Source organism: Paenibacillus dauci (genome assembly GCF_000971985.1).
GTDB lineage: Bacteria > Bacillota > Bacilli > Paenibacillales > Paenibacillaceae > Saccharibacillus > Saccharibacillus dauci.
On record NZ_LAQQ01000005.1, the window covers coordinates 536,267 to 561,401 of the forward strand.

General features: G+C 47.5%; 26 protein-coding genes. 4 read left to right on the plus strand and 22 right to left on the minus strand.

All coding sequences use genetic code 11. From position 1 onward, the window contains the following. Positions 1 to 139: 139 nt before the first annotated feature. The 11 genes from smc to WH46_RS20195 form a co-directional block, all read right to left on the minus strand. A complete protein-coding gene (gene smc, locus WH46_RS20150; protein ID WP_046228058.1) occupies positions 140 to 3,712 on the minus strand; it encodes a chromosome segregation protein SMC in 3,573 nt (1,190 codons plus the stop codon). A 155-nt stretch (positions 3,713 to 3,867) separates the two neighbouring features. Continuing rightward, the gene (rnc, locus tag WH46_RS20155) at positions 3,868 to 4,560 is read right to left on the minus strand and encodes a ribonuclease III (RefSeq protein WP_017813636.1); all 693 of its coding nucleotides are present in this window, start codon (positions 4,558 to 4,560) and stop codon (positions 3,868 to 3,870) included. A gap of 12 nt (positions 4,561 to 4,572) precedes the next feature. Then, positions 4,573 to 5,811: a beta-ketoacyl-ACP synthase II gene (gene fabF, locus WH46_RS20160; RefSeq protein WP_026136225.1), complete on the minus strand. Its 1,239-nt coding sequence runs from the start codon at positions 5,809 to 5,811 to the stop codon at positions 4,573 to 4,575. Between the two features lie 115 nt (positions 5,812 to 5,926). Beyond that, on the minus strand, positions 5,927 to 6,160 hold the full coding sequence (gene acpP, locus WH46_RS20165) for an acyl carrier protein (protein ID WP_017813634.1): 234 nt from the start codon (positions 6,158 to 6,160) through the stop codon (positions 5,927 to 5,929). Positions 6,161 to 6,241: 81 nt separating this feature from the next. Continuing rightward, the gene (gene fabG / locus WH46_RS20170; protein WP_017813633.1) at positions 6,242 to 6,991 is read right to left on the minus strand and encodes a 3-oxoacyl-[acyl-carrier-protein] reductase; all 750 of its coding nucleotides are present in this window, start codon (positions 6,989 to 6,991) and stop codon (positions 6,242 to 6,244) included. Between the two features lie 70 nt (positions 6,992 to 7,061). Beyond that, on the minus strand, positions 7,062 to 7,994 hold the full coding sequence (fabD, locus tag WH46_RS20175) for an ACP S-malonyltransferase (RefSeq protein ID WP_046228059.1): 933 nt from the start codon (positions 7,992 to 7,994) through the stop codon (positions 7,062 to 7,064). A gap of 89 nt (positions 7,995 to 8,083) precedes the next feature. Further along, complete coding sequence (locus tag WH46_RS20180; RefSeq protein ID WP_046228060.1) at positions 8,084 to 9,070, minus strand: beta-ketoacyl-ACP synthase III; 987 nt, start codon at positions 9,068 to 9,070, stop codon at positions 8,084 to 8,086. Positions 9,071 to 9,147: 77 nt separating this feature from the next. Beyond that, positions 9,148 to 10,131 carry a phosphate acyltransferase PlsX gene (gene plsX / locus WH46_RS20185; RefSeq protein ID WP_017813630.1) on the minus strand — a complete coding sequence of 328 codons (984 nt, stop codon included), beginning with the start codon at positions 10,129 to 10,131 and terminating at the stop codon, positions 9,148 to 9,150. Beyond that, positions 10,115 to 10,711: a transcription factor FapR gene (fapR, locus tag WH46_RS20190; protein WP_026136224.1), complete on the minus strand. Its 597-nt coding sequence runs from the start codon at positions 10,709 to 10,711 to the stop codon at positions 10,115 to 10,117. Before fapR ends, plsX begins: the two co-directional genes overlap by 17 nt. A 327-nt stretch (positions 10,712 to 11,038) precedes the next feature. Continuing rightward, the gene (gene rpmF, locus WH46_RS23930) at positions 11,039 to 11,212 is read right to left on the minus strand and encodes a 50S ribosomal protein L32 (RefSeq protein ID WP_081604133.1); all 174 of its coding nucleotides are present in this window, start codon (positions 11,210 to 11,212) and stop codon (positions 11,039 to 11,041) included. A gap of 61 nt (positions 11,213 to 11,273) precedes the next feature. After that, complete coding sequence (locus WH46_RS20195) at positions 11,274 to 11,783, minus strand: YceD family protein (protein WP_231584385.1); 510 nt, start codon at positions 11,781 to 11,783, stop codon at positions 11,274 to 11,276. Between the two features lie 170 nt (positions 11,784 to 11,953). On the opposite strand from WH46_RS20195, the gene WH46_RS20200 reads away from it, so the two are divergent. Further along, positions 11,954 to 13,174, plus strand: coding sequence for a nucleotidyltransferase (locus tag WH46_RS20200; RefSeq protein ID WP_046228061.1), 1,221 nt, complete (start codon positions 11,954 to 11,956; stop codon positions 13,172 to 13,174). 262 nt (positions 13,175 to 13,436) lie between these two features. Here the strand turns inward: WH46_RS20200 and WH46_RS20205 are convergent, their stop codons facing one another. The 3 genes from WH46_RS20205 to rsmD form a co-directional block, all read right to left on the minus strand. Continuing rightward, the gene (locus tag WH46_RS20205) at positions 13,437 to 14,465 is read right to left on the minus strand and encodes a YlbL family protein (RefSeq protein ID WP_046228062.1); all 1,029 of its coding nucleotides are present in this window, start codon (positions 14,463 to 14,465) and stop codon (positions 13,437 to 13,439) included. A gap of 115 nt (positions 14,466 to 14,580) precedes the next feature. Next, the gene (gene coaD / locus WH46_RS20210) at positions 14,581 to 15,093 is read right to left on the minus strand and encodes a pantetheine-phosphate adenylyltransferase (protein ID WP_046228063.1); all 513 of its coding nucleotides are present in this window, start codon (positions 15,091 to 15,093) and stop codon (positions 14,581 to 14,583) included. Next, positions 15,086 to 15,670 (minus strand): 16S rRNA (guanine(966)-N(2))-methyltransferase RsmD, encoded by a 585-nt coding sequence (rsmD, locus tag WH46_RS20215; protein ID WP_017813624.1) that lies wholly within the window; start codon positions 15,668 to 15,670, stop codon positions 15,086 to 15,088. Before rsmD ends, coaD begins: the two co-directional genes overlap by 8 nt. A 205-nt stretch (positions 15,671 to 15,875) precedes the next feature. On the opposite strand from rsmD, the gene WH46_RS20220 reads away from it, so the two are divergent. Continuing rightward, positions 15,876 to 16,472 carry a TetR/AcrR family transcriptional regulator gene (locus tag WH46_RS20220; protein WP_046228064.1) on the plus strand — a complete coding sequence of 199 codons (597 nt, stop codon included), beginning with the start codon at positions 15,876 to 15,878 and terminating at the stop codon, positions 16,470 to 16,472. A 101-nt stretch (positions 16,473 to 16,573) separates the two neighbouring features. Continuing rightward, on the plus strand, positions 16,574 to 17,791 hold the full coding sequence (locus tag WH46_RS20225) for an MFS transporter (protein ID WP_046228065.1): 1,218 nt from the start codon (positions 16,574 to 16,576) through the stop codon (positions 17,789 to 17,791). Between the two features lie 179 nt (positions 17,792 to 17,970). On the opposite strand, the gene WH46_RS20230 is transcribed toward WH46_RS20225, so the two are convergent. Then, on the minus strand, positions 17,971 to 18,360 hold the full coding sequence (locus tag WH46_RS20230; RefSeq protein WP_407944424.1) for a NucA/NucB deoxyribonuclease domain-containing protein: 390 nt from the start codon (positions 18,358 to 18,360) through the stop codon (positions 17,971 to 17,973). Between the two features lie 394 nt (positions 18,361 to 18,754). On the opposite strand from WH46_RS20230, the gene WH46_RS23710 reads away from it, so the two are divergent. Further along, a complete protein-coding gene (locus WH46_RS23710) occupies positions 18,755 to 18,931 on the plus strand; it encodes a YjfB family protein (RefSeq protein WP_017813620.1) in 177 nt (58 codons plus the stop codon). A 247-nt stretch (positions 18,932 to 19,178) separates the two neighbouring features. Here the strand turns inward: WH46_RS23710 and WH46_RS20235 are convergent, their stop codons facing one another. The 7 genes from WH46_RS20235 to WH46_RS20265 all read right to left on the minus strand — a co-directional run bounded on the left by WH46_RS20235 (position 19,179) and on the right by WH46_RS20265 (position 25,135). Then, positions 19,179 to 19,721, minus strand: coding sequence for an SMI1/KNR4 family protein (locus WH46_RS20235; RefSeq protein WP_017813619.1), 543 nt, complete (start codon positions 19,719 to 19,721; stop codon positions 19,179 to 19,181). A 42-nt stretch (positions 19,722 to 19,763) separates the two neighbouring features. Continuing rightward, positions 19,764 to 20,945, minus strand: coding sequence for an acyl-CoA dehydrogenase family protein (locus WH46_RS20240; protein WP_156172319.1), 1,182 nt, complete (start codon positions 20,943 to 20,945; stop codon positions 19,764 to 19,766). A gap of 170 nt (positions 20,946 to 21,115) precedes the next feature. Further along, on the minus strand, positions 21,116 to 21,526 hold the full coding sequence (locus tag WH46_RS20245; protein ID WP_046228067.1) for an SMI1/KNR4 family protein: 411 nt from the start codon (positions 21,524 to 21,526) through the stop codon (positions 21,116 to 21,118). Between the two features lie 179 nt (positions 21,527 to 21,705). Next, entirely contained in the window at positions 21,706 to 22,602 is an 897-nt protein-coding gene (locus tag WH46_RS20250) for an SMP-30/gluconolactonase/LRE family protein (protein WP_046228068.1), read from the minus strand. 25 nt (positions 22,603 to 22,627) lie between these two features. Continuing rightward, positions 22,628 to 23,296 (minus strand): SGNH/GDSL hydrolase family protein, encoded by a 669-nt coding sequence (locus WH46_RS20255; protein WP_046228069.1) that lies wholly within the window; start codon positions 23,294 to 23,296, stop codon positions 22,628 to 22,630. A gap of 48 nt (positions 23,297 to 23,344) precedes the next feature. Further along, positions 23,345 to 24,121 carry an alpha/beta hydrolase gene (locus tag WH46_RS20260; RefSeq protein ID WP_017813614.1) on the minus strand — a complete coding sequence of 259 codons (777 nt, stop codon included), beginning with the start codon at positions 24,119 to 24,121 and terminating at the stop codon, positions 23,345 to 23,347. A gap of 180 nt (positions 24,122 to 24,301) precedes the next feature. Continuing rightward, positions 24,302 to 25,135, minus strand: coding sequence for an AraC family transcriptional regulator (locus WH46_RS20265; RefSeq protein ID WP_017813613.1), 834 nt, complete (start codon positions 25,133 to 25,135; stop codon positions 24,302 to 24,304).

Here is a 25,135-nt window from a genome sequence, read left to right on the forward strand (position 1 = left end):
ATAAATAGGAGTGAGTATGATGAAAAGACTGGATTCCATGTAATGTTGCCACTTTCACGATATCTGTCTCTGTATCGTTTTATTTTACTTTCACCTTATATGTGCCTATATCGCCCGCTGAATACTGGCAAGCCTGTTGTCAAGCAATATCCGCTTCGTCTACATCATCAAGACGAACAGAGACGAGCTTGGATACTCCGCCTTCTTCCATAGTGACACCGTACAATACATCGGCTTCTTCCATGGTACCTTTACGGTGAGTAACCACGATAAACTGGGTCTGACCGGAAAATTCGCGCAGATACTGGGCGAAACGCACTACATTGGCTTCATCCAGCGCTGCTTCTACCTCATCCAGTACACAGAATGGAACCGGCTTGACCTGCAAAATGGCAAACAGCAGGGCCATAGCTGTCAATGCACGCTCTCCGCCGGATAATAGCTGCAGGTTTTGCAGCTTTTTGCCCGGGGGCTGGGCTACAATATCAATCCCTGTCTCCAGCATCCGCTCCGGATCAGCCAGTACCAGATCTGCACGGCCTCCACCAAACAGCTTGGCAAATACAGTGCCGAATTGACCACGAATCGCTTCGAACGTATGCTTGAAACGCTTGGACATTTCATCATCCATTTCCTTGATGACTTGATACAAGGCTGTTTTGGCTTCGATCAGATCATTTTGCTGCTCGGACAGGAATTCGTAGCGCTCGTTTACACGCTGATATTCCTCAATGGCACCCAGATTCACATCGCCCAATGCAGTAATCTGCGATTTCAGACCGCGTACTTCCTGCTCCGTATTCTGCACATCTTCAGGCAGTTCATAACGTTGCTTGGCCATTTCATAAGTCAATTCGTAATCGGTTTGCAGCTTGGACAGAATATTCTCCAGCTCTACGTCAAGACGATTGACCTGGATCTCTGTTTTGCGCAGCTCATCCTCTATGGTCTTGAGCTCATTACGCTGTTCACGGGTTTTGTTTTCTTCCTGATCCAACTTCTGCTGCAGTCTGGTTCGTTCCGCACGTTTGAGTTCCAGCTCTTCGCTCGTCTCGGTACGCTTGCGACGCAGACGAACAAGATCTTCCTGCTGGCGCTGCTGTTCGCGGCTATTTTTCTCCAGATCCTTATCAATAGAAGACAACTGCTCACGATTGCTTTCCAGCTCACGTCCGTAATCCTGAGATTCTTCCTGGGTACGAGACATTTGCTCTTCCAGCGAGAAAATTTCCTGGCTGAGTTTACCTTCACGAATTTTGAGATCAGTCACTTTCTCCTGAAGCTCTTCTTTTACCGACTCATTCGATTTGCGTGCCTGCTCGGCCGCTTGAATATCCGCCTGGATTTTCTGCTCCTGCTTCTGTAGTTCAGCAAGTTTCTGTTCGGATTCTTTGCGCGATTTGGCGATAGCAGCAAGTTCTTCGTTATACGTCGTCTTCTCTTGACCATACAGTTCATATTGCTCATTCACATGACGGAATTCATGCTCCAGCTGTTTTAGTTCGCCGGCGGCCTGCTGTTCTTCCGTACGTTTGCGATCGCCTGCAGAACGTAGCTGATCCAGTCTGGTCTCCGTATCCTGCAGCTGCTGACGCATCTGCTGAATCTCCTGTTGCAGGCGCTTGATCTGTGCTTCACTCTCGATAATCTGTTCACCCAGCTGATCCAGCTGGCGCTTGCGTCCCAGCAAATTAGTGTTTTTCTTATGCTGGCTTCCGCCTGTCATGGAACCACCGGCATTGACTACATCACCTTCGAGTGTAACCACACGGTAGCGGTAACTTAGCTTCGCGGCTATAAGGTTCGCCTGTTCCAGCGTCTCGGCAATAACGACACTACCGATCAGACTGCCGACAATAGAGGCATACTGTTCATCATAGCCAACCAGTTCAGCCCCGATACCTACGAAGCCTTCGGCACTCTCGGCCAGACGCTTGTCACTGTCCTGAATACGACGAGGACGGATAACATTAAGCGGCAGGAACGTTGCACGTCCCAGCTGACGCTGCTTCAAGAAAGCAATCGCACGGCGGGACGTTTCTTCATTCTCCATAACCACATGCTGAACAGAGGCGCCCAGTGCAGTTTCCATTGCCTGCTCCAGATGCTCAGGCACCCGAATCAACTCTGCAACTGCACCATGTACACCGGGCAGCTGATTATTGCGGGAGGCTTTAAGCACTTCTTTGACACCTAACATAAAGCCTTCAAAGTCTTCCTGCATTTCCTGCATCGTATCACGCCGGGAAATAAGTGCTTCGCGGCGCTGCTCCCATTTGCGGATAGACGTCTGCATTTCTTCACCGGACTTCTGCAGGGCATGCAGCTGCTCACTCTGCTGGATATAATCCGTTCTGACTTTGGCAATTTCCTTGGCTAGCTTATCCATGACTGAAGTCAATGTACTTTTACTTTCTTCCAGACGTTTTTTCTCGTCACGCCATTTGCCGGATTCGCTCTCTGCCCGTACCATACGACGCTGCGTAGCTTCGGTCTGTTGATCAGCATAACGGATTTCGTTACGTGTCTGTGCCATTGTATTCATGAGCTCGAGCAGATCACCTTTGAGGCTCTCTTCCTGGTTCTGTTGAATACCTCCATTAATACCGGTTAGCCGTTCTTCTTCACGAGTGAGTGTCTGCTGTAGACTGGACAGCTGTTCATTCAGCTCAGTTAGCCGTGTCTGAAGCTGTTCGGTCTCGCCGGTACGCTGACTGGTACGCTCTTCACTACGCTCCAGTGCCGCTCCCAGCTGTCTGCGATTGTTCTCCAGATTCTGGCGACGCTCCTTGAGCAGTTCGCCCATTCCCTCTGCTTTCTCTGCCTGTTCGCTGTACTGCAGCAGCAGCTCTTGCAACCGCTCGACAGCCTGCTCTGCTTCACGGAGGGCACCGCGTTCATTTTCCAGCTTGGCATCATGACCAGCGACTACGGCTGCCAGTGCTTCTTGAACCTTTTCCAGTTCCTTAAGCTTGTCTCCTGCCAGACTCCATGCCGTATGAATGCGTTCGATCTCGTGTACATAGAGCGATATCTCTTTATGTTTCAGTGCTTCCTTGAGTTCTTTGTAATGCAGCGCTTTGGCTGATTGCTCTTTGAGTGGTCCGATCTGATCTTCCAGTTCGTGCACCAGGTCAAAAATACGCAGCAGATTCTGCTCCGTATCATCCAGCTTGCGGACAGCATCCTTTTTGCGGGACTTGTATTTGACAATACCGGAAGCTTCCTCAAAAATACCCCGACGGTCTTCCGAACGGGTACTGAGTATCTCCTCGATTCGCCCTTGTCCAATAATCGAATAGGCTTCCTTACCGATACCGGTATCCATAAATAGCTCGGTAATATCCTTAAGACGACAGGTCTGCTTGTTGATCAGATATTCGCTGTCTCCACTGCGATGAACGCGGCGAGTCACTGTCACTTCATTAAAATCAAGCGGCAGTGCCTGGTCTTCATTATCTAGTGTGAGTGATACTTCAGAATAGCTGACTGCCTTGCGCGAGTCACTGCCCGCGAAGATAATGTCTTCCATTTTGCCACCGCGCAGAGATTTGGCACTCTGTTCACCCAGTACCCAGCGAATCCCGTCAGAGATATTGCTTTTGCCGCTGCCATTAGGTCCAACGACGGCTGTAATGCCTTTAACAAACTCCATTTCCGTCTTGTCGGCAAATGATTTAAAACCGGATAATTCAATTCTTTTCAGGAACATAGTTCGTGTTCACCTCTACTGCTATTGTAGCATAATTACCTGCTACTTCATCAATGGAAAAAGAGCAAAAAGCGGTCGTGCCTCTTGTACTCCTCAAGGGGGCTATGACTGCTCTTTGCTCTTTGTTTGTCCTGTAATTGTCAGAAAAGAGAATGTTATTTCAGCTTCAACCGGTTCAGTGCAGCAGATGCCGCGCGTTGTTCCGCTTCTTTTTTGGAGCGGCCTGATCCCTGGCCAAGGCTCTCTTCTCCCATATATACTTCCGAGACAAACTCCCGCTCATGGGCAGGACCTTTTTCCTCGACGATACGGTACTCCAAAACGCCCATATTATGATGCTGGGTAAGTTCCTGCAGTTCCGTTTTGAAGTCCATCATCTGGAACTGGCCACCGGGCGATATGCTTGAGAATACATACTTATCCAGGAAAGATTTTACGGCATCCAGGCCTTGATCCAGGTACAACGCTCCTATAAAAGATTCAAATACATCTGCGAGCAATGCCGGACGCTGACGTCCGCCTGTCAGTTCTTCTCCTTTGCCGAGCAGAACATAACGTCCAAAATCAAGCGATTCCGCAAACTTCACGAGTGAAGGCTCACAGACTATAGCTGCACGCAGCTTGGTGAGTTCACCTTCCGGACGTTCGGGATATTCATTGTACAGATACTCCGACACCGTCAACTCCAAAACCGCGTCACCCAAAAACTCCAGACGTTCATTATCCTGATGCTGACTGAAGCGATGTTCGTTCACATAAGACGCATGTGTGAACGCCTGTTTGAGCAGCTGGCGGTTATGAAACTGAATTTGAATTTGTTGCTGTAGCTGTTTCACATCTCCGTTCAAGAAACTGACTCCTTACGCTTCAAATTTCTTCAGGATGATCGAGGCATTATGTCCCCCGAATCCAAAAGAGTTGGACATTACTACATTCAAATTGGCCTGACGTGGTTCATTCGGTACATAATCCAGATCACATTCCGGATCTTGATCATGCAGATTGATCGTTGGCGCAATAATTTGGTTTTGCAGGGACAATGCACAGATCAGCGCTTCCACGCCGCCCGCTGCTCCAAGCAGATGACCCGTCATGGATTTGGTGGAGCTGACAGCAATATTCGCTGCATGCTCGCCCAGTGCCATTTTGATCGCACGAGTCTCGGACTTGTCGCCTACAGGTGTAGATGTACCATGAGCATTGATATAATCAATATCTTCCGGTTGGATACCTGCGGTACGGATCGCCATCTTCATGCAGCGTGCCGGTCCATCCGGATCGGGTTCTGTCATGTGGAAAGCATCTGCACTCAGGCCATAACCAATAACCTCTGCATAAATGTGAGCACCGCGTTTTTGCGCATGTTCCAGAGATTCCAGAATCAGTATGCCCGAACCTTCGCCCATTACAAATCCGTCACGTCCGGTATCGAACGGGCGGCTGGCTGCAGTCGGATCATCATTGCGTGTAGACATGGCGCGCATCGAACAGAATCCTGCGAGTCCGGTAGGACGAATCGTCGCTTCCGCTCCGCCGGTAATCATAACGTCTGCTTCGCCACTTTGAATAAATTTGAAAGCATCCCCGATAGCGTGACTGCCGCTCGCACAAGCGGTGACAGGTGCTACGTTGGGTCCTTTCGCTCCATGAATGATGGACACATGGCCGGAAGCCATATTCGCAATCATCATCGGGATGAAAAATGGACTGATGCGTTTTGGACCTTTTTCCAGCAAAATGCTGTGCTGATCTTCAAACGTCCCCAGACCACCAATACCGGAACCAATAATAACGCCGACACGTTCAGGATCTGCATCTTCACGCACATTCAGCTTGCTGTCTTTGAGCGCTTCGGCTGTAGCAGCTACTGCAAATTGTACGAAACGATCGAGCTTGCGCGCATCTTTGCGTTCCATATATTCTTCCGGGTTAAAATCATGAACCTGTGCGGCGATTTTCGTAGGATAGTCACTCACATCAAATCCTTGAATCGGTGTAATACCGGACTTGCCGGCCATCAAATTATTCCAAAATGTATCTTTGTCTTTGCCCAGAGCTGTCATGACTCCAAGGCCTGTAATTACCACTCTATGCTTCAAACACATTCACCTCATATCGACTGCATGTGTATATTTTGTATTCACTCCGATAGACGCCAAAAATGTGGAGAAGTCCCGACCTGCAGTATATCGCAGGTAACGGGACTTATGATCCTTAGGTATGAGATTGTATGTAGTTCACAACTTCACCTACGGTCGTAATTTTCTCCGCGTCTTCATCAGAAATTTCCAGGTCAAATTCATCTTCCAATTCCATAACGAGTTCCACCACATCGAGGGAATCTGCGCCAAGGTCATCTTTGAAAGAAGATTCAAGTTTAATATCAGCCTCGTCAGCGCCTAAACGGTCGATAACGATGCGTTTTACACGCTCCAAAACATCAGACATCCGGTTCACCTCCTCTTCCAAGTATTATACGAAAATTGTAGATAAAAATCTATATAAGCATCTGTAAGAATGCCCTATATATTACATGTACATTCCGCCGTCTACATGAAGGGTCTGACCCGTCATATAGGAAGCAGCAGGCGAGACCAGGAAAGATACTACTTGAGCAATCTCTTCCGGTTGACCGAGCCGTCCCAGAGGAATGGTGTTCAGAATGCCGGCACGCTGATCTTCGTTTAGTTCATCTGTCATATCCGTAGCGATGAAGCCTGGTGCTACACAGTTAACAGTGATTCCGCGCGAAGCGAGCTCACGGGCCGCAGATTTGGTCAGACCAATCACTCCTGCTTTGGCTGCCACATAGTTAGCTTGTCCAGGATTACCCTGTACACCCACTACAGAAGAAATATTGACGATCCGGCCATAACGCTGCTTCATCATTGGACGTGTTACTGCTTTGAGACAGTTGAATACGCCTTTGAGATTGGTTTCGATGACCTGATCAAATTCTTCTTCTTTCATACGCATGATCAGATTATCACGCGTAATCCCTGCATTGTTGATCAGAATATCCAGTCTGCCAAAAGAATCATTGACCTGCTTGACCATGGCTTCTGCCTCATCGGTCTTACCGACATTGGCCTGAATAGCAATAGCTTTCACACCCATGGCTTCGATCTGGCTTACAGTCTCCTGGGCAGCAGACTCACTGCCTGCATAGTTGACAGCTACATCGGCACCGGCAGCAGCCAGCGCAAGCGCAATACTGCGTCCAATACCACGGGATGCTCCTGTAACCAGTGCAACTTGCCCTTGAAGCGGTTTACTCATTTCCAACCATTCCTCCCTCTTCAGGTACCATTCATAATAGATGCTGAGTGGTTATCAAGTTAAGCCTGTATCAGGCGTCAACTTCAATAGCTTCCAGACTTTCCAGGCTGTTGACATTGATGAGTCGTACATTTTTATCGATCTTTTTGATCAGGCCGGTCAGTACATTGCCTGGTCCAATCTCGATAAATGTATCTACACCTTCGTTAATAAGGTAACGTACACTATCTTCCCATAATACAGGAGAGTATACCTGTTCTACCAGCAGGGTACGGATATCATCTCCCGCAGTGACCTGGCTGGCCGTCACATTAGCTACAACCGGAACTTTTGCATCCTGAATTTGTACCTCCTGCAGGCGCTCGCCGAGACGTTCGGCCGCAGGCTTCATCATGGAAGAATGGAAAGGTCCACTCACTTCCAGTGCAATCGCACGCTTGCCGCCAATTTCCTTGACCCGGCTGGCAACAGCATCGACGCCTTCCCGGGAACCCGATACCACGATCTGTCCCGGACAGTTGACGTTGGCCAGCTCTACCGCATGACCAGCTGCTGTAATCTCCGCACACAGTGTTGTCAGCGCTTCGCGTTCTGCACCCAGTACAGCTGCCATTGCCCCCTGACCTGCCGGTACAGCCTGTTCCATAAATTGTCCGCGGGCGCGGACAATCGCTACCGCATCCTCAAAGGATAATGCTCCAGCTGCCACAAGCGCACTGTACTCACCCAGGCTGTGTCCTGCGACATAGTCTGCCTGGATATTGCGAGCCTTGAGTGCTTCCAATAGCGTAATGCTGGCTGTCAGCAGTGCAGGCTGCGTATTGGCAGTCTGTTTGAGTTCTTCTTCCGGACCTTCAAAAGCGAGTGTACTGATAGGAAAACCAAGCACTTCATCAGCCTTGTTGAAATACACTGCCGCTTCCGGCATTGCATCATATACATCTTTGGCCATGCCTGCTTTTTGTGCTCCCTGTCCGGGAAACACAAATGCGATTTTACCCATTCGAAATAACCTCCTGAAATCCGTCAATTATATTTGATCATTCATTTGCTGTCATGCTCATGCAGTTCTAATACTAACATGATCACCCGTTACCATACCAGTACGGATGCTCCCCATGTCAATCCACCGCCAAAACCGACCATTACAACGCGGTCGCCTTCTTTGATTCGTCCCTGTTCTACAGCTTCTACCAATGCCAGCGGAATAGAGGCTGCAGAGGTGTTGGCATAGTTCTGTACGTTGACCATAACACGGTCTTCGCTCAGATTCAGACGTTCCATCGCAGACTGGATAATACGGATATTCGCCTGATGGGGAATAAACAGATCGATATCATCTTTGGAGATTTCTGCTTTGCGCAGTACTTCCTCAGTCGCTGTTCCCATAACACGCACTGCGAATTTGAATACTTCGCGGCCACTCATCTGGATAAAGTGCTGTTTGGCTTCCAGGGTATCTGCAGATGCCGGTGTTCTGGAACCACCAGCTGGCAGTTTGAGCAGTTCGCCGCCGGCACCTTCAGCACCGAGATCAAAGGATTTGAAGCCGCGTCCTTCGCCAACTTCACCGATCACTACTGCGCCGGCTCCATCTCCGAACAGTACACATGTATTACGATCGGTATAGTCTGTAATACGGGACAATGTATCTGCACCGATAATCAGTGCATTTTTGTACATGCCCATCTGCAGCATACTTGTCGCAGCTGCCAGAGAATATACGAATCCGGAACAAGCAGCAGACAGGTCAAAAGCTGCCGCTTTCTTGGCGCCCAGCTTCTCCTGCAAAATGCAGGCAGTGGATGGGAAAGACATATCCGGTGTAATCGTTGCAATAACGATCAGATCCAGATCTTCAGCGGTGATACCTGCAGAAGCAATCGCTTTGATAGCAGCTTCGTAAGCCAGATCTGAAGTCGCTTGATCCGGAGCAGCGATATGACGCTCACGGATACCTGTACGGCTGACGATCCATTCGTCATTGGTCTCGACCATTTTCTCAAGATCTGCATTGGTTAATATTTTTTCAGGAACATATTTTCCTGTTCCGATAATTCCGATAGGCACAACGCTCATATATGTCACTCTTTTCTCGCTAATTTCCATGATGGATAGAATCTGCAAAACCGTGCAAATGACAATTCAACAAAAACCTATTGTATAACTTCTTTGGAAATGTTGGCAACCAGGCCGCTGCTAACAGCTACTCTTGCCTGACGTACCGCGTTCTTGATCGCTCCCGCATCGGATGAACCATGGCTTTTCACAACCAGGCCGTTGAGTCCGAGCAGCGGTGCACCACCGTGTTCCTTGTAATCCAGCGTATCCTTAAGGCCGCGCAGCTCGGGCATGAGCACGGCTGCTGCAAGCTTGTTCTTGAGTGATCTGGTAAAGCTATCCTTTAGCAGGGAAAAAATCGCCGACGCGGTTCCTTCCATGGACTTGAGCAGTATATTGCCTGCAAATCCATCACATACGAGGACGTCGCATACACCATTTAGAATATCCCGCGCTTCTACATTACCTACAAAGTTGATCGGCAGTGCTTCCAGCAGGGGAAACGCCTCTTTGGTCAGCTCGTTGCCTTTTTGGGCTTCGGTGCCGACATTCAGCAGACCAATACGAGGATTGGCTACTCCCTGAACCTTTTCGCGATAGATGCTGCCCATCAGCGCATACTGCGCCAGATGCTCGGGCTTGGCATCCATATTCGCTCCCAGATCCAGAGCCAGTACACCATGACCATCGATTGTTGGAATCATCGGTGCAAGTGCCGGTCGCTCGATACCCGGCATCCGTCCAACCACGAGCAATCCTGTTGTCATGAGTGCTCCGGTATTTCCAGCAGAAATCATCGCATCAGCTTCGTTATTCTTGACCATCCGGCCTGCGACTACCATCGAAGCATCCTTTTTGCGCCGTACGGATTTGACCGGCTCATCATCCGGTTCAATCACTTCGGATGCATGTACAATACGTAGATTGGAAGGGATCTCGGACAGCAGCGGTCGCATCCGCTGTTCATCACCCACCAGGATGATTTCTGTATCCTTCCACTCTTTTGCTGCCTGTAATCCGCCTAAGACATTGCTGTCTGGAGCATGATCTCCCCCCATCGCATCAATCGCGATTCGCATGATCAAGTCCTCCTTCATCGTGTTCTTCCCCGTCTGACCGGTAAATCACAAAGTTCCCCTGGAATACCATTTCCTCGCCTACATAGGTCAGCACTTCCACTCTGGCTTTGCCTTTGCGGGCTGCACCGGACTGTACATAGGCTTTGGCAATACATTTCTCTCCCAGATTCACCGGACGTACAAAACGCAAATCCGCTGAAGCTGTAAGAGCTATCGCATCATTGATTACAGCGACAGCCAGCGAGTTGGCCTGGGCAAAAATGTGGTGGCCCCGGGCAATATGGTTACGCGAGAATACATGCTCCTCACGAATCTCAAAAATCGAAATACCACTCTTGTCCAGCTGCAAATCAACAACTTCCCCAATGACTTCATCCAGCGGCAGTGATTTGACCTGATCGTAGGAACGCTCAGCCATCAGCTTCATCCGCTCGCGCAGTTCGGGAATCCCCAGCTCCATCCGATCCAGACGAATCGTCTGAATACTGACTTTGAGCTGCCGGGTCAGTTCCTGATCCGTAACAAATGGGTTATCATCAATCATTTTGACAAGCCGCTGCTGCCGCTGCCTTTTGGGCAAACGTTCGATGGCCACACACCTCCCTTGTTCGCTGTTGCTTCAATCCATAATGACATTCGAATAATGTCATCCTTCTCTTATAAAGCTATATGTAAACCTGTTGGTTTTGTTTTAGAACCTGGTACTAAGAATGTAGTATAAAGCATATTTCCGCAAAAAGAAAGAGGCAGTCCTATCTTCTTCGTCAAACCCTTGTATAGCAAGGACTGACAGCTGATTTGCAGCATACTCTCTGCTATTATGTCCCCGATATTCCTGCCAGGAATTCCCTAAGCAAACAAAAAAGTAGCACTTCATCAAGTGATGAAGCACTACTTTTGTGAAAGACTATTGTTGTACAATCTCTCTTTGCTTGTAAGTTCCGCACACTTTGCACACGCGGTGAGATAATTTCATTTCTCCGCAGTTTTCGCATTTTACCATACCTGGTACTGCCAATTTAAAGTGTGTACGACGTTTGTCACGACGTGTTTTGGAAGTTCTCCGTTGAGGTACTGCCATCGTTCCCACCTCCTTAATCTAGTTGAATGCCATTTAACACTCTGAAAACAGAGTTATCAAATCATTTGAAAAAATCCTTAAGTCCTGCCAGCCTAGGATCAATCGGCCGGTTATCGCAATCACAATCCTGTTCGTTCAGGTTGACTCCACATGTCGGGCACAGTCCTTTGCAATCATCCTTGCATAGAACTGACGCCGGCAAATCCATTAAAGCAGCTTCTTCCAGATAAGGTTGAAGTTCAACAGTATCGCTATTCACGTATACTGAATCATCTTCCTCGGCTACGTTCTCCGGTTCTGCGCCGTGTCTGATTTCTTCCTGTATCGCTACATCAAGATGCAGATCTACAGGTCTCAAACAGCGTGCACACGCCATCTGTAAGTCAAGCTTCAACGTTCCGTTCACATCAACAGCCTGATCTACTCTGTACTTCGCTTTTACATCCACATGTAAAGGTGAAGCTGACAGGATATCGTTACGTCCGCTTTTTACAAAGCCGGAATCAAGTGTCTGATGAAACTCTATAGGCTGATCGCTCTGCGCCATTTTTCTAAATTGGAATTGCATCATTATCACTCCAAACAAACAAAAATTATTATACCGATTAATGACTCTTTTTGTCAACGTATGATTTATTAATTCAGTATAATGATATCGTAAACTTATCGTTTATACTTACAATTATAAATTGCGCATACCGTTTATTTTACCATATTTTTACCGAAATGAGGAGAGTATTTATGAAAGTTGCAGGCATTATTGTAGAATATAATCCGCTGCATAACGGACATCTACTGCATATACATAAAACGCGTGAGCAAACAGGCTGTGACGCGGTCATCGCTGTTATGAGCGGCGGATTTACCCAGCGCGGGGAACCGGCAGCTTTTAGCAAATGGGCCAGGGCTGAAATGGCGCTGCGTTCGGGATGCGATCTGGTAATAGAGCTGCCGTCGGTCTATGTAGTGCAGCCGGCAGAATGGTTCGCCTATGGAGCCGTCTCCCTGCTGAACGCAACCGGAATCGTCGATCAGCTGGTTTTTGGCAGCGAAGTCGGTTCACTGTCTGATCTGAGTACGCTGGCTGACCTTCTAACCGATGAGACACCCGAATTCAGACTGCAACTGCAGGAGCATCTCAAACAAGGGCTAAGCTATCCTGCAGCGCTCAGTCAGGCTGCAGGCAGTACAGGATATATCGCACCTCGGACTGCTGCTCTGCTGCAGGAGCCTAATAATACGCTGGGACTCCAGTATCTAATTGCGCTACGGCGGCTGAAAAGTTCCATTATAGCGGGCACTATCCAGCGGGAGAAGTCCCATTACCACGATCTGCATCCTGTTCATGAACAGATTGCCAGTGCGACAGCGATACGCAGGCTCCTGATGGAAGAACCCGAGCAGGCTGCTGCCTATATGTCGGAACAGGTCATGCATATTATTGCCAGTGAAATCGAATCCGGACGCGGTCCGGTTCATGTCAATGCACTCTGGCAGCCGCTGCTACAGATTCTCTCTACCTCTACGCCTGATCAACTGGCCGAGTATTATGATATGAATGAAGGACTGGAACACAGGCTGTTGTCCAAATTGACCTCTTTGGAAGAGTGTTCGGTGACCGGGCTGCTCGCCAGTCTGAAAACGAGACGCTATACCTATGCACGATTGCAGCGGCTCATCGCCCATCTGCTGCTTGGTCACAGACGTACAGAGCTTACAGAGGAGTCGCTGCAGCAGGGTCCTGGTTATTTGCGTGTACTGGGATTTACCGAGAATGGCAGGCAGCTGCTCAAATTAATGAAGAAAACCTCCACGCTTCCTGTTATCACACGCCCTGCCGATACCGATCATCCCCATATGGAAGCTGATATCCGTGCAACAGTGATACAGGCTTCGGCTTTCGCTGCGCAGGATATAAAGCAGCTTTATTCCGATTATTATCGTGCACCAATCAGAATGTAATCTGTCTGCACGCATTCATGTTGGCCATAGATATAGAAGTACCGCAAAACGGACACCAACAATATTAAAAGATACATCGATATAGTAAAAACAATGCAAAAGTATAGCAAAAAGCACCATCCTCTTGTGACGGTGCTTTTTGCTATGATCATACAGTATATTTAGTGAGAACCGACTGGCTGTCTTCATATATCAGGTTGCTGCAATGATGCATCAAGTTATGCTAATTACGCATAACGCAGTAACATTTATTGGGCCTGACTCAGCTTTTGACTGGTAGCTTGTTCAATTCCTGCAGTGCATCATCCAGTGTACTGACCGGAATCAGCTTTATGGTGGAGTGCATCTTTTGCAGTTGCTTCTGTGCTTCTGCGTAATTGCCCTGAGGAACAAAAAACATCTCGGCTCCTTTGGCCTGGGCGGCTACCACTTTATGCTGTACGCCTCCAATAATCCCTACATTTCCTTTGACATCAATAGTGCCTGTACCTGCAATCCGGTATCCTTTGGTCAAATCCCCCTTGGTCAACTGATTATAGATCTCCAGTGTGAACATGAGACCTGCCGAAGGCCCGCCAATACTTGTACTGGCAAAATGAACTTCATGCGCCGGATTAGTCGGTGCGACTTTTTGTACTTCGCCAATCGATACACCAAAACCGACACGTGATTTGCCACTGGCATCTTTGAAGCTCCGTAGTGTAATCTGCTGCTTCACCGTCGTCCCGGCACGATCGAAAGCAACATTGACTGTATCGCCGGCTTTTTTCCTGTTCAGTAATTTCTCCAATTGTTCAAAAGAATCGATCGGTTGACCATCCAGTGTAACAAAGCGATCTCCACCGTGGATCTGTGTGTTGCCTTCCGGTACATTGATCACAAATACATATTGTGGCTCAATCGAATAAGCAATCCCTGCCTGGTGATAGGCAGCAGCTACTGCACTGGATTGGGAACTGTTCATATAATAAAGCTGCTCTGCCTCGTATTCCTTGCGGTCCGACTGGGCCGGCTTGGGACCGATCTCTTCGTTATCATCAAATACGCTTCCAATCAGCATAGCCATATTGGCATAACTCACAGCTACGGTAGTCATCATAAAGGTCCCTTTTTCCGTAGGGTCCCCACCACTCACCGTTACCATCGGCTTCAGCTCGTCTGCACTGCCGGGTGCATTAATCACATAAGGCGTAGGCATATAGACAAGCACGTATACGAAAATAATAAAACATACTAAATAAAGCCAAGACCGTTTTGAAGACAGCGGCTGGCGAAGATTTGGGCCGGACATGGGTTTCTCTCCTTTGATATCTGATACACTGATGCCCAGTAGGCGTATGAGCATTCGATCTGTTTCCTTATATTATCCCATGTCCATCCATGCAATTCCACTCCAGATGACTGCTTTAGTGAAGATCAGCCGACAGGAACTTGCGCTGAAGCTGCTGTTCAATTACCGGTGGTACAAAGTCCGACACATTGCCGTTAAAACGGGCAATCTCTTTGACCATACTTGAACTCAGGTAAGAGTAGCGCGGATTGGTCATCATGAAGATGGTCTCTGCATCCGGATTGAGTTCGCGATTAATGGAAGCCATTTGCAGCTCGTATTCAAAGTCTGTCACCGAACGAATCCCCCGTACGATGACCTGAGCTTCACGTTCACGGATATAATTAGCCAGCAGATCACGGAAGCTGTCAATCTCTACATTGGGCAGATCAGCTGTAACTTCCTTCAGCTGGGCTACACGCTCTTCTACGCTGAACAGCGGCTTTTTACTTAGATTATTCAGCACGGATACGATCAATGTATCAAACTGCCGGGCAGCACGCTGAATAATGTCCAGATGTCCCATAGTCACCGGGTCAAAGCTTCCGGGATACACTGCTACACGTTTTTTGTACGTTTCATTATTCATGCTCTGGACCTCCCTGTTCCTCTTCTGGTTCGTACTGGTATACCTGTATAGTCGTCTCGCCATATACAGCCTGACGAAGTCCCTTGAAATGATCAAATTCCTGTGGATAACGATGTTTGGATTCAAACTCCAGCACGATGGTTGCTCCATGATTCAGCAGCTGCCGTTCATGCATTTCGGTCATCAGCTCTATCCCATTTTTCATCCGGTACGGTGGATCCAGGAAGACCAGATCAAAAGCCGATTCTTTTTTGGCCAGTACTTTGAGTGCACGTCCGGCATCGTTACGGTACACCTCTGCCTGATCACTGAATCCAGCCGCTTGCAGATTACCTTTGATAACTTCGATGCTCTTGTATTCCATATCAATAAATATGCCATGTTCCATACCGCGACTGAGCGCTTCGATACCAAGTCCGCCTGTACCGGCGAACAGATCCAGAACCATCCCTCCGTCAAAATAAGGACCGATAATACTGAACATGGATTCTTTGACTTTATCCGTTGTAGGACGTGTTCCGTTGCCGGGAACTGCTTTGAGCGGTCTGCCTTTGGCACTGCCTGATATTACTCTCATCTATTTATTCACCCGTTCTCTGATTTAGCATCGGACCCAACAGCAAGCAGCAGGAATTCCTTATCCGCAAGCGTTTTGTCCAGTAAATTACGACGCTATCGTATCATATCATAACCCTTTTTCAAAATCATCGATCAATCCTCTTGCTTTGTTATAGCGAGATTTGCTACAATACTGAACAAACGTTCAGTATCGAGGTGGTATGATGAATAAAAAGCAGGCCCAGAGTGAATTGACCCGCAAAAAAATAAGTGAAGCGGCCCGAGGCCTGTTCGTGCAAAAGGGATACAAGGCAACTTCCATTGAAGATATTGTTGCCGCTACAGGCAGCAGTAAAGGCAACATTTATTATCATTTCAAAAGCAAGGAAGGGCTTTTTCTCTACCTATTAAATGAATGGGATCGTGACTGGCTCGATAAATGGCAGGAAAAACAATCTTCCTATGCTACGGTTACCGATAAACTATTCGGGTTGGCCGAGCAGATTATACAGGAAGAATTGAATCATCCGCTCACCCGTGCAGCCGACGAGTTCTTCAGTAATGATGAGCAAAAAAGTGAAGTGGAAGAAAGAATGAGCAGTATGATGACAGAGCATCTGCAGTTTAACCAGCGGCTGATTCAGGAAGGCATTGATACCGGCGAATTCGCTGCAGGCGATGTAAAAGAAAAAGCAATGGTGCTCGAAAGTATTCTGGTAGGTCTCAGTCAGATGTCCCGCAATGCTTCGATCGAAACCATGCTGACCAGCTATCAATTTGCTATCCGGACATTTTTGCATGGTATTGCCCAAAAGGTATAACAGATATTCAACACCTGATTTCGTGAGTTTAATCGTTATCTATAAATACAGACCGAATGTTCAGTATATGAAAATTAATACATGGTATTGTGGAGGATATAATGGCACTCTTATTTCGTAACCGGGCAGCTCTTCTGCTGCTCATGTTTAATATTTTTCTTGTGTTTACCGGGATTGGGCTGGTTATTCCGATCATGCCCACCTACATGAACGAACTGCATATCGGAGGCAGTATACTGGGCTTGATGGTTGCGGCATTCTCAATTAGCCAGCTGATCTTCTCTCCTTTTACCGGTCGTCTCTCTGACCGGGTCGGCCGCAAGAAGCTGATTATTGCCGGGATGGTGATATTCGCTATCTCGGAATGGCTGTTTGCTATTGCGAATGCGCCAGGTCTGCTGTTTGTATCACGGATGATCGGCGGGCTAGGGGCGGCACTCATTATGCCATCCGTTATGGCATACGCTGCTGATATTACGTCCAATGAAGAACGTGGTGCGGGGATGGGATTTATCAATGCCGCGATTACAACCGGCTTTATTATTGGACCGGGAATTGGCGGACTGCTAGCTGAATATGGTATACGTGTACCTTTTTATGCAGCCGCTATTGCCGGATTGATCGCTGCTGTAGCAACACTCATTTTGCTGCCGGAATCATTGAGTCCGGAGCGCCGTGCTCAACTGACCAGCGCGCAAAATGCGGGCCCTCAGACCAGCCTGATTCGTCAATTGATGGAATCATATCGCAAACCCTATTTTCTGAGTCTGGTTATCGTATTCGTCGCTTCATTCGGACTGGCGAATTACGAGACGGTCTTCTCACTGTTTGTGGATCACAAATTCGGCTTCACCGCGCGTGATATTGCGATTATTATTACATTTGGTTCTATCGCCGGTGCTGTCGTACAGGCGACCATATTTGGCTGGATGATCAACCGGTTCGGTGGACAGCGTCTGATCGTAATTTGTCTGATCGCTTCAGCAATATTTATCTCGCTTACGCTGCTCGTACACACGTATTTCCTGATTTTTGTTGTTACATTTGCGGTATTTCTGGCCATGGATATTCTGCGTCCGGCTATCGGTACACAGCTGTCGCAGAATGCAGGGGATGAACAGGGCTATATTGCGGGACTGAACTCGGCCTATACAAGCCTCGGGAATATTGCTGGTCCTGTTGTAGCAGGCGCACTGTTCGATCTGGATATTAACTATCCTTATGTCCTGGCTGCCGTTGTATTGTGTGTCTGCTTCCTGCTCGCTCTGCGGGTCAAACCACCTAGATGGAATCAGCAGACAGACAGCACACAGTCCTAATGTTCAGAAATACGCGATACACTGGAGCTGAAATATATAGAGCTGCTGATGGATATTTATCCTCAAGCAGTGTGCATTTATCCAGCAGTTAAATTCAAATAAAACACCTCCGGAAAAGTACTCTTCTCATAAAGAAGCTTACTTCAATGGAGGTGTTTTTATTTTACTTTGGATAGTTTTTAATTAACGATGAATTGCACTCTGGTTCCATTAGGATAATCTTCGAGCCTGTTCCCTACCCACGAGCCTGCTCCGCGGTTATCCGAAGGGCTGATATAACGAATATCTGCACCCGTACCACCTTCCAGACACATTGCCATTGGCCATTCATCACGATCATAGCCGGATTTGGTAGGTACGCCTCGCAATGAATCTTCACGACGATCTTTTGCACCTGCACGATCAATTGTACACACAGCCGAATGACCTTCTGCAATTGCATCGCGGATATGGTCTGCCGTTTCAGGATAACGATCAGAAGGAAAATTCAGCGTATAATCGTAAGCTGCTGCTGCATACACCTTATGTACTTTTGCTTCGCTCTGAAGCAGTACTGGCAATGTCATCATCATTACCAGCATTGTGACTGTTATCCATAGTTTTTTCATCCCATCATCTCGCTTCCATTTTATTGGTAAAAATAAAATCGAGATTAGTTTAAAATATTTCATTTCAATTTTAAACCATTATATGTAAATTCATTCCGTTATTTATGTAAATAAGATCATAAAAAAATAACCCTATCTCGGAAGACAGGGTCTACGTAAAATCTATTTTTCAAAAGGGGTATGTATATATCTTAACCAGCACACCTGAAAATAACCTTATATTCACCTAAAGGATCAATTAAAATTGATGATTATCCAAAACAAGATCTGATTTAGTAATAGTATTAATTATTGTATAGTCATGTGCCGATAAACATCCTATGCCCTGTCCTAGGCAGGAAAGGAGGAAGCATCCATGGATATCCCTGCTTTGTCAATGGCAATGAGTCAGGCTTCTGTCGCTCAGGCTGCCGGAATCCAGGTTATGTCTTTGTCAAAAGATATGATGGAACAGCAAGGTCAACAAATGGCTCAAATGCTCCAGCAAGCTCCGCATCCGAATCTGGGTAAAAGTCTGGACATACGTGCATAATAACCTGTCTGCGGATAGCGTTACAGATGCCTGTGTTCTGCATGCAGTACATGTATGAATCCGAATTTGGGAACAGCACAAAATGCCCCAAGAAATACATACTGGGGGATTTTGTGCTGCCTCTAACTTGCTGTATATGAATGACTATATACGCTGCATTGCATTATACTATTTTAAAAATATCCGTATAAACCCTTTATGTCAGACAATTCTGCACCCGTACTGAAGCATTCACAAATTCAGTGTCTTAATAAACAGCCCACTCCCAGAACTCCAGTGTCTCTGATCCGGTTGCCTGTACTAATTGTTCAGGAGATACCGATTCCAGATAAGCGGTTCCCAAACCCTGAATCAACAGCACAAAATGATTGGCAGCACGCTGCCATTCTCCATCGGCTGTCTCGCTGGTCATCGCATACACTTCGCTCGTCTGTAGATCCAGTAGCAATGTATACGGATCAGATTGAGCAATGCAGATCAGTGCTGCCGGACGCGCTAAACCACTCCACCAACGATCAAATCCGGTCGTTGTGTTAATATGCAGAATCCATTCTACATAATCGTTCTCTGTACCAAAAGTAACATTACACAACCCAAAATGATCCAGATCATACCTACAGATAAAATCTGCAAAATCGGCAGGCAGATTCATACCAAGTTGTTGTTCCAGGCGCCGAACTTGCGCAGTGATATCTTGTTTGCGTTCAATGAGCCGCAGACCATCAACGATATCCTGTAGAGGAATAAACTTGTCGTCCAGTTTTTGCTTGATTTCGGTTATGCTCAGCATGGGACCTCCATTAACAAAGTGTACTCATCAAAACTACTGACATTATGATAGCTCATCCAGTGCTGTACGTGCCAATGTCTGCAGCACCGCATCCTCCATCGGCGGATTATGAAGACCAGCGCGTACATCACGGTACAATCGCTCCAGCGGCAGATTTTTTGACAAAGCTGCTCCGCCCACAATTTTCATCGCTTTGTCCACTACTTCATTTGCCAGATGCACAGCATTGTACTTGACCATCCCAAAATCGGGCCGCATGTGCTTGCGCTGCTCGGGTTCACGATCCCAGCGGTCTGCCACATCGTACATTAGTGTTCGCGCGAGTCGCAGTTCGCTCTCCATTTGTCCGATCCATTGACGAATATGCGGCAGTGTAGCAATGGGCTCATTCAGACTATTAGGGGTGTAATGGGCCGCAAATTCCAGTGCAAAATCACGAGCTGCATAAGCAATACCAAGATAGCAGGCCGGAATATGCAGCAGCCATCCATCCCCATCATCCCGTTCCGATTTGGAGGTCCCAGGAAGATGGATTGACAGCACCTGACGATCCGGTACAAATACCTGATCCAGAATCACATCATGACTGCCGGTTGCTCTCATTCCCATTGTATTCCATGTCTCCTCAATGGTAACTCCCTCACGTGAACGTACCAGGAAATCGCCGATTTCCGGCTGATTTTCAATACCTGCGCTGACAATAAAATCAGTCAGCATAGGGCTCAAAGTACTGTAGGTTTTCCGTCCGCTTAGCAGCCAGCCTCCCTCTGCACGTACAGCTGTTGTCTGCGGACGACCGCCCCGTGTCGGACTCCCCGTACCCCGTTCACTGGCAAATTTATTAATCATATTGCCGTGAGCAACCACATCCCGGCAAAATTCGGAAAAGGTCGGCTCCGGCCAACCGTCCGACTCACGGAAATGAAGCATCATACCGCCATGCCAGCCAGCACTAAGTGCAGTAGATCCGTCTCCTCTGGCAATCCGCTCCTGTACAAGCAGCCACTCATACAGTCCCAACTCTTCTCCGCCATATTTCTTGGCGACTGTCAATTTGGCATAACCAGCATCTTTTAATTCCTGGAAATTCTCAAAAGGAAATGAACCTTCCTCATCATGTTTGGCTGCACGCTTAGCAAATTGTACAGCCAGACGATCCGCCCAAGCTGCCAATTGTGCTTCTTTTTCATTACGGATAAATAGATCGATTCGTTTATTGGTCATCTTTTTCATCCTTCCTATCCCACTTCAGACTGTTATCTATGCTCATCATATACCGTTCTTTTCTTCAATCCTATCTAATTTTATAATAAAATAGATGGGATTAGTCGGATAAAAAGTAACAGAATATTGTCATATTACAGTCTTCTTTTATCCATTATTGTATCTCCTAATCAAGACTGCAAATAAATCAGAAAATCATCAAAGGAATCAATAACAAAAGCCAGTTCCTGTAGATCCATTAACCATATATAGATCCGCCCATAATCCGTCGACGGTTTGAGTGATAATAAAAAACAGTTTCCACCCTGGTCATAGGCAAATGGAAATAAAAGTTCCAGCTCGGCAAAGGACTCCAGCAAATCTGCATAAAGCTTCTCAGCCGGCAACTCACCATATCGAATCGAATCAAACCCGCCTACAATTAATGCATTTCCTTCCCCATCTTCAGGCAGAAACCCACCATTATATTGTAAATAATACTGTTTAAATGAGTCAGGCAGCGGACGGCCCAGCTGTTCTTCCAGATCCTGCAGATCTTGTGTCGTCAAAGACTGTTCGCAATCTTCCAATACCAGTTTCATGATTTGGTCCTCCACATGATTTCGATGTTATGATCTATATTATGCTACACAGCATAATATAGACAGATACATAAACAGAAACCGCAGCATCCCGGTATACGGAATCTGCGGCGCTGTTATACAATTATTACTCGTATCTGCAAAACTCGGATGCAGATAGGCGCTTCGTTCAAATTATATCACGTAGTCGGCCAATTCACAGCTTTCCCCTGATTGAAGGCGTAGGCTGCTATGCCCTTCACTCCCGGACGAACCATGAATACGCCTCCTGCTGGAGAATCAGCTGCTTCATCATCTTCGCGCGCTGTTGTAATGTATAACTCATCCAGTTCGGCTCCGCCAAACGTGCAGGCAGTGACACATTTGGCCGGCACATGTACTTCACCAATGACCTGTCCTGTAGATGGATCAATGCGCGTTACACGGCTGCCACCCCAGCGGGCGACCCATAGCATTCCCTCTACATCAATTGTCATTCCATCCGGATAACCATCGCTATCATCCAGTTCCGCTACTACACGTCCATTCTCTATCGATCCTTCTTCCAGATCATAGTCAAAAGCAGTAATCTGGCAGGTTGGCGTATCAATATAATATAGCGTACGATGATCACTGCTCCATGCTAACCCGTTGGAGGTAGACACTTCACCGAGCAGCAGACGTACATGACCTTCTGTATCCATGCTGTACAAGGCTCCCTGTTTCTCCTCTCCGTTCAGGCTCATTGTGCCTGCTAGAAAACGACCGGACGGATCACATTTGCCATCATTAAAACGGTTGCCAGGACGCCCTTCCTCCGGATCATGAATCAATGTCTTACTGCCATCAGACAGCTGAATCCGGTAAAAGCCACTGAACAGTGCACCAAGTACCTCAGTATCGGTATGCGGTACAACAGCACCGATATGTTCTTCTACATTCACCGTACGATCTTCTCCGGTAACCGGATTATAGATATGCAGCTGATAGCCTTCGATATCTACCCATAGCAAGTGCTGCTGCTCTGCATCCCAGCTTGGGCCTTCGCCCAATTTGGCTCTGGCATCAATGATTAGTTCTGCCTTGTACTGCTCCATGATTGTTCCTCCATGTGGTATATTTTTAGGACTGTATCGGAGAACGGCTCCAATCATATCCGATTCCCTGCAGGAATGCGCGTGCCAGCACCATATGTCCCTTTGTATTTGGATGAACATGATCCCAGCCATGAGACAGACTGGCTGGATATATGTACTGACTGATATGATCAAACGCTGCCTGTGTATCCACAAATGAGGTCCCGTGTTCTTCAGCAATGCGTTTTACGACTGCACCGTATACATCCATCGTTGCTCTCATCGGATCTTCGGGTGTCGTGCACATATAATAAGGCGTCATCAGAACGATGCCTTTTACTTTTGGCAGTGTCTGTTCAACCAACTTGCGGAGTGTCTGCTCATACTCTTCCAGATAGACATGAATATGAGGCTCGGTCGGATTGTCAAACTGACGCCAAACATCGTTGATTCCGATCATAATAGATACCCAGTCAGGTGTATGGGCAAACACATCCTGCTCCCAGCGTGATTCCAGATCCAGAACCGTATTACCGCTAATACCCGTATTCAGTACCCGGAGTGCATAGTCCGGATAAACCGCTTGCAAAAGTGCATCCACAAGCGACACATAACCGTCTCCAAGCGTACCATTCTGACCTACAGGACGTCCCCGGCCGCAATCGGTTACCGAATCGCCAATCATCAACAGGGTGCTGTTTTTATCCATTTTCATCTCTGCCATCTCCTCTTTATCTATAATCTCTATCTATGAAGCGAATGATTACCAGCCCTGACGGTGAAGCCAGGATATACAATCTCTGGTCCAGTTTCCCATAACCGGATGGTCCAGCGCAAGCCCTTGTCCATGGCCGCCGCTCTCATATACACGCAGTTCAAAAGGAACTCGATGTTCTTCAAGAGCCAGCGCCATACGTAGGCTGTTCTGTACCGGAACGGCATCATCATCAGCGGTATGCCAGATAAAGGCGGGCGGTGTCATAGCGGACACCTGCTTCTCTGCGCTGCTGCCGGTTACCAGCTCGATTGTTGCCTGATCACCCAGCAGAGATAAACGGGACCCTTCATGTCCAAAGCTGTCCATCGTAATAACCGGATAACAGAGTACCATCAGATCGGGTCGTGAGCTGATGTCACGTTTGAGGCCATTTAACAGCTCGGTCTCCTTCTCTTCAAATACAGTTCCCGTCATCGCAGCCAGATGTCCGCCTGCAGAGAAACCCAGAATCCCGATACGCGAAGGATCAATTCCATATTCTGCAGCATTGGCCCGGACATGGCGAATAGCGCTCTGTCCATCTTCCAGCGGAGTCCGGCGTTGGCGCGGGGAAAGACGATAATGCAGCACAAATGCAGAAATACCATTTTCATTCAACCATTCTGCGACAGGAGCACCTTCATGATCTGCCCGGAATTCATAACCTCCACCCGGTAGCACAATCACTGCACTGCGTGCATCCGGCAACAGATACGGTACCATATAAGGCCGTTCTCCCTGGTCATCCACTATAGCAGGATCAGCAATCCATATTTTATCCATTTATTTTTCCTCCACTCCGGTATATGTATGCTTGAACAACATAATCCTGACAACGAGAATGATGGATAATGCAGGCATCATCCATCATTCTGTTCTCCTTTTCAAGCGTTAATATTGTAAGCGCTTAACAAAATAGTTTCAATCAAAATGTGCATGACTAATGATCAGCAAACGCACATTTTAATAAAGATTACGAAATTGTTCAGGAGTTACTCCTTCCAGACGGCGGAATGTAGCCACAAAATGACTGGAATCGCGGAATCCGACTTGACCGGATACTTCCTTGATTGTCATACGCGGATACAAGGTCATCAATTCCTTGGCTTTGCGCAGACGAAGCAGAATAAAATAAGCATAAGCTGTCATCCCGAATGTCTGTCGGAATAATGTATTCAGGTGGCGGGCACTTACCCCTACCTGAATCGCCATATCTTCCAGCCCGATATTCGGATCGTCATAATGTGCTTCCATAAAGCTCATCAATGGCGCCAGTCGCTCTACAGTATGAGACAAGGACGGCAGGTTGTTAATACGTCCATGCTTTTTGAGCAGAGTCAGAAAACGGTACAGATCTGCACTGGTATCCAGCCCTGACAAATCACGGTTACTACGGATACTGCCCAGCATATTGCCGGAAAATGTCTCCAGATCACAATCCCGATCCCATTCATAATACGCCGAATGCGACAACCCAAACGTAGACAGCAGTCCCAGCGATTGCGGTCCACCAAATGTAAGATAAAGAGTCTCCCACACACTGCTTACCGGACGATAGCTATGGGCATCCCGTGGAGCCAGCAGTACGCCCGATCCGGGTTTAAGCAAATAACGGGCACCGCCAAATGTAAATTCGCCTTCTCCATGTACCGTCTGAAGCCAGTGATAACATGGATAGCCGTCCGGACGTTCGATATATTCCTGATCCGGATTCTCTCCGATACTCTCCATATGAATAGGAAGCTGAAGGTCTTTGAGCTCTGTAAAAAAGCGGCGGTGCGGGTTGGTTACGTACAT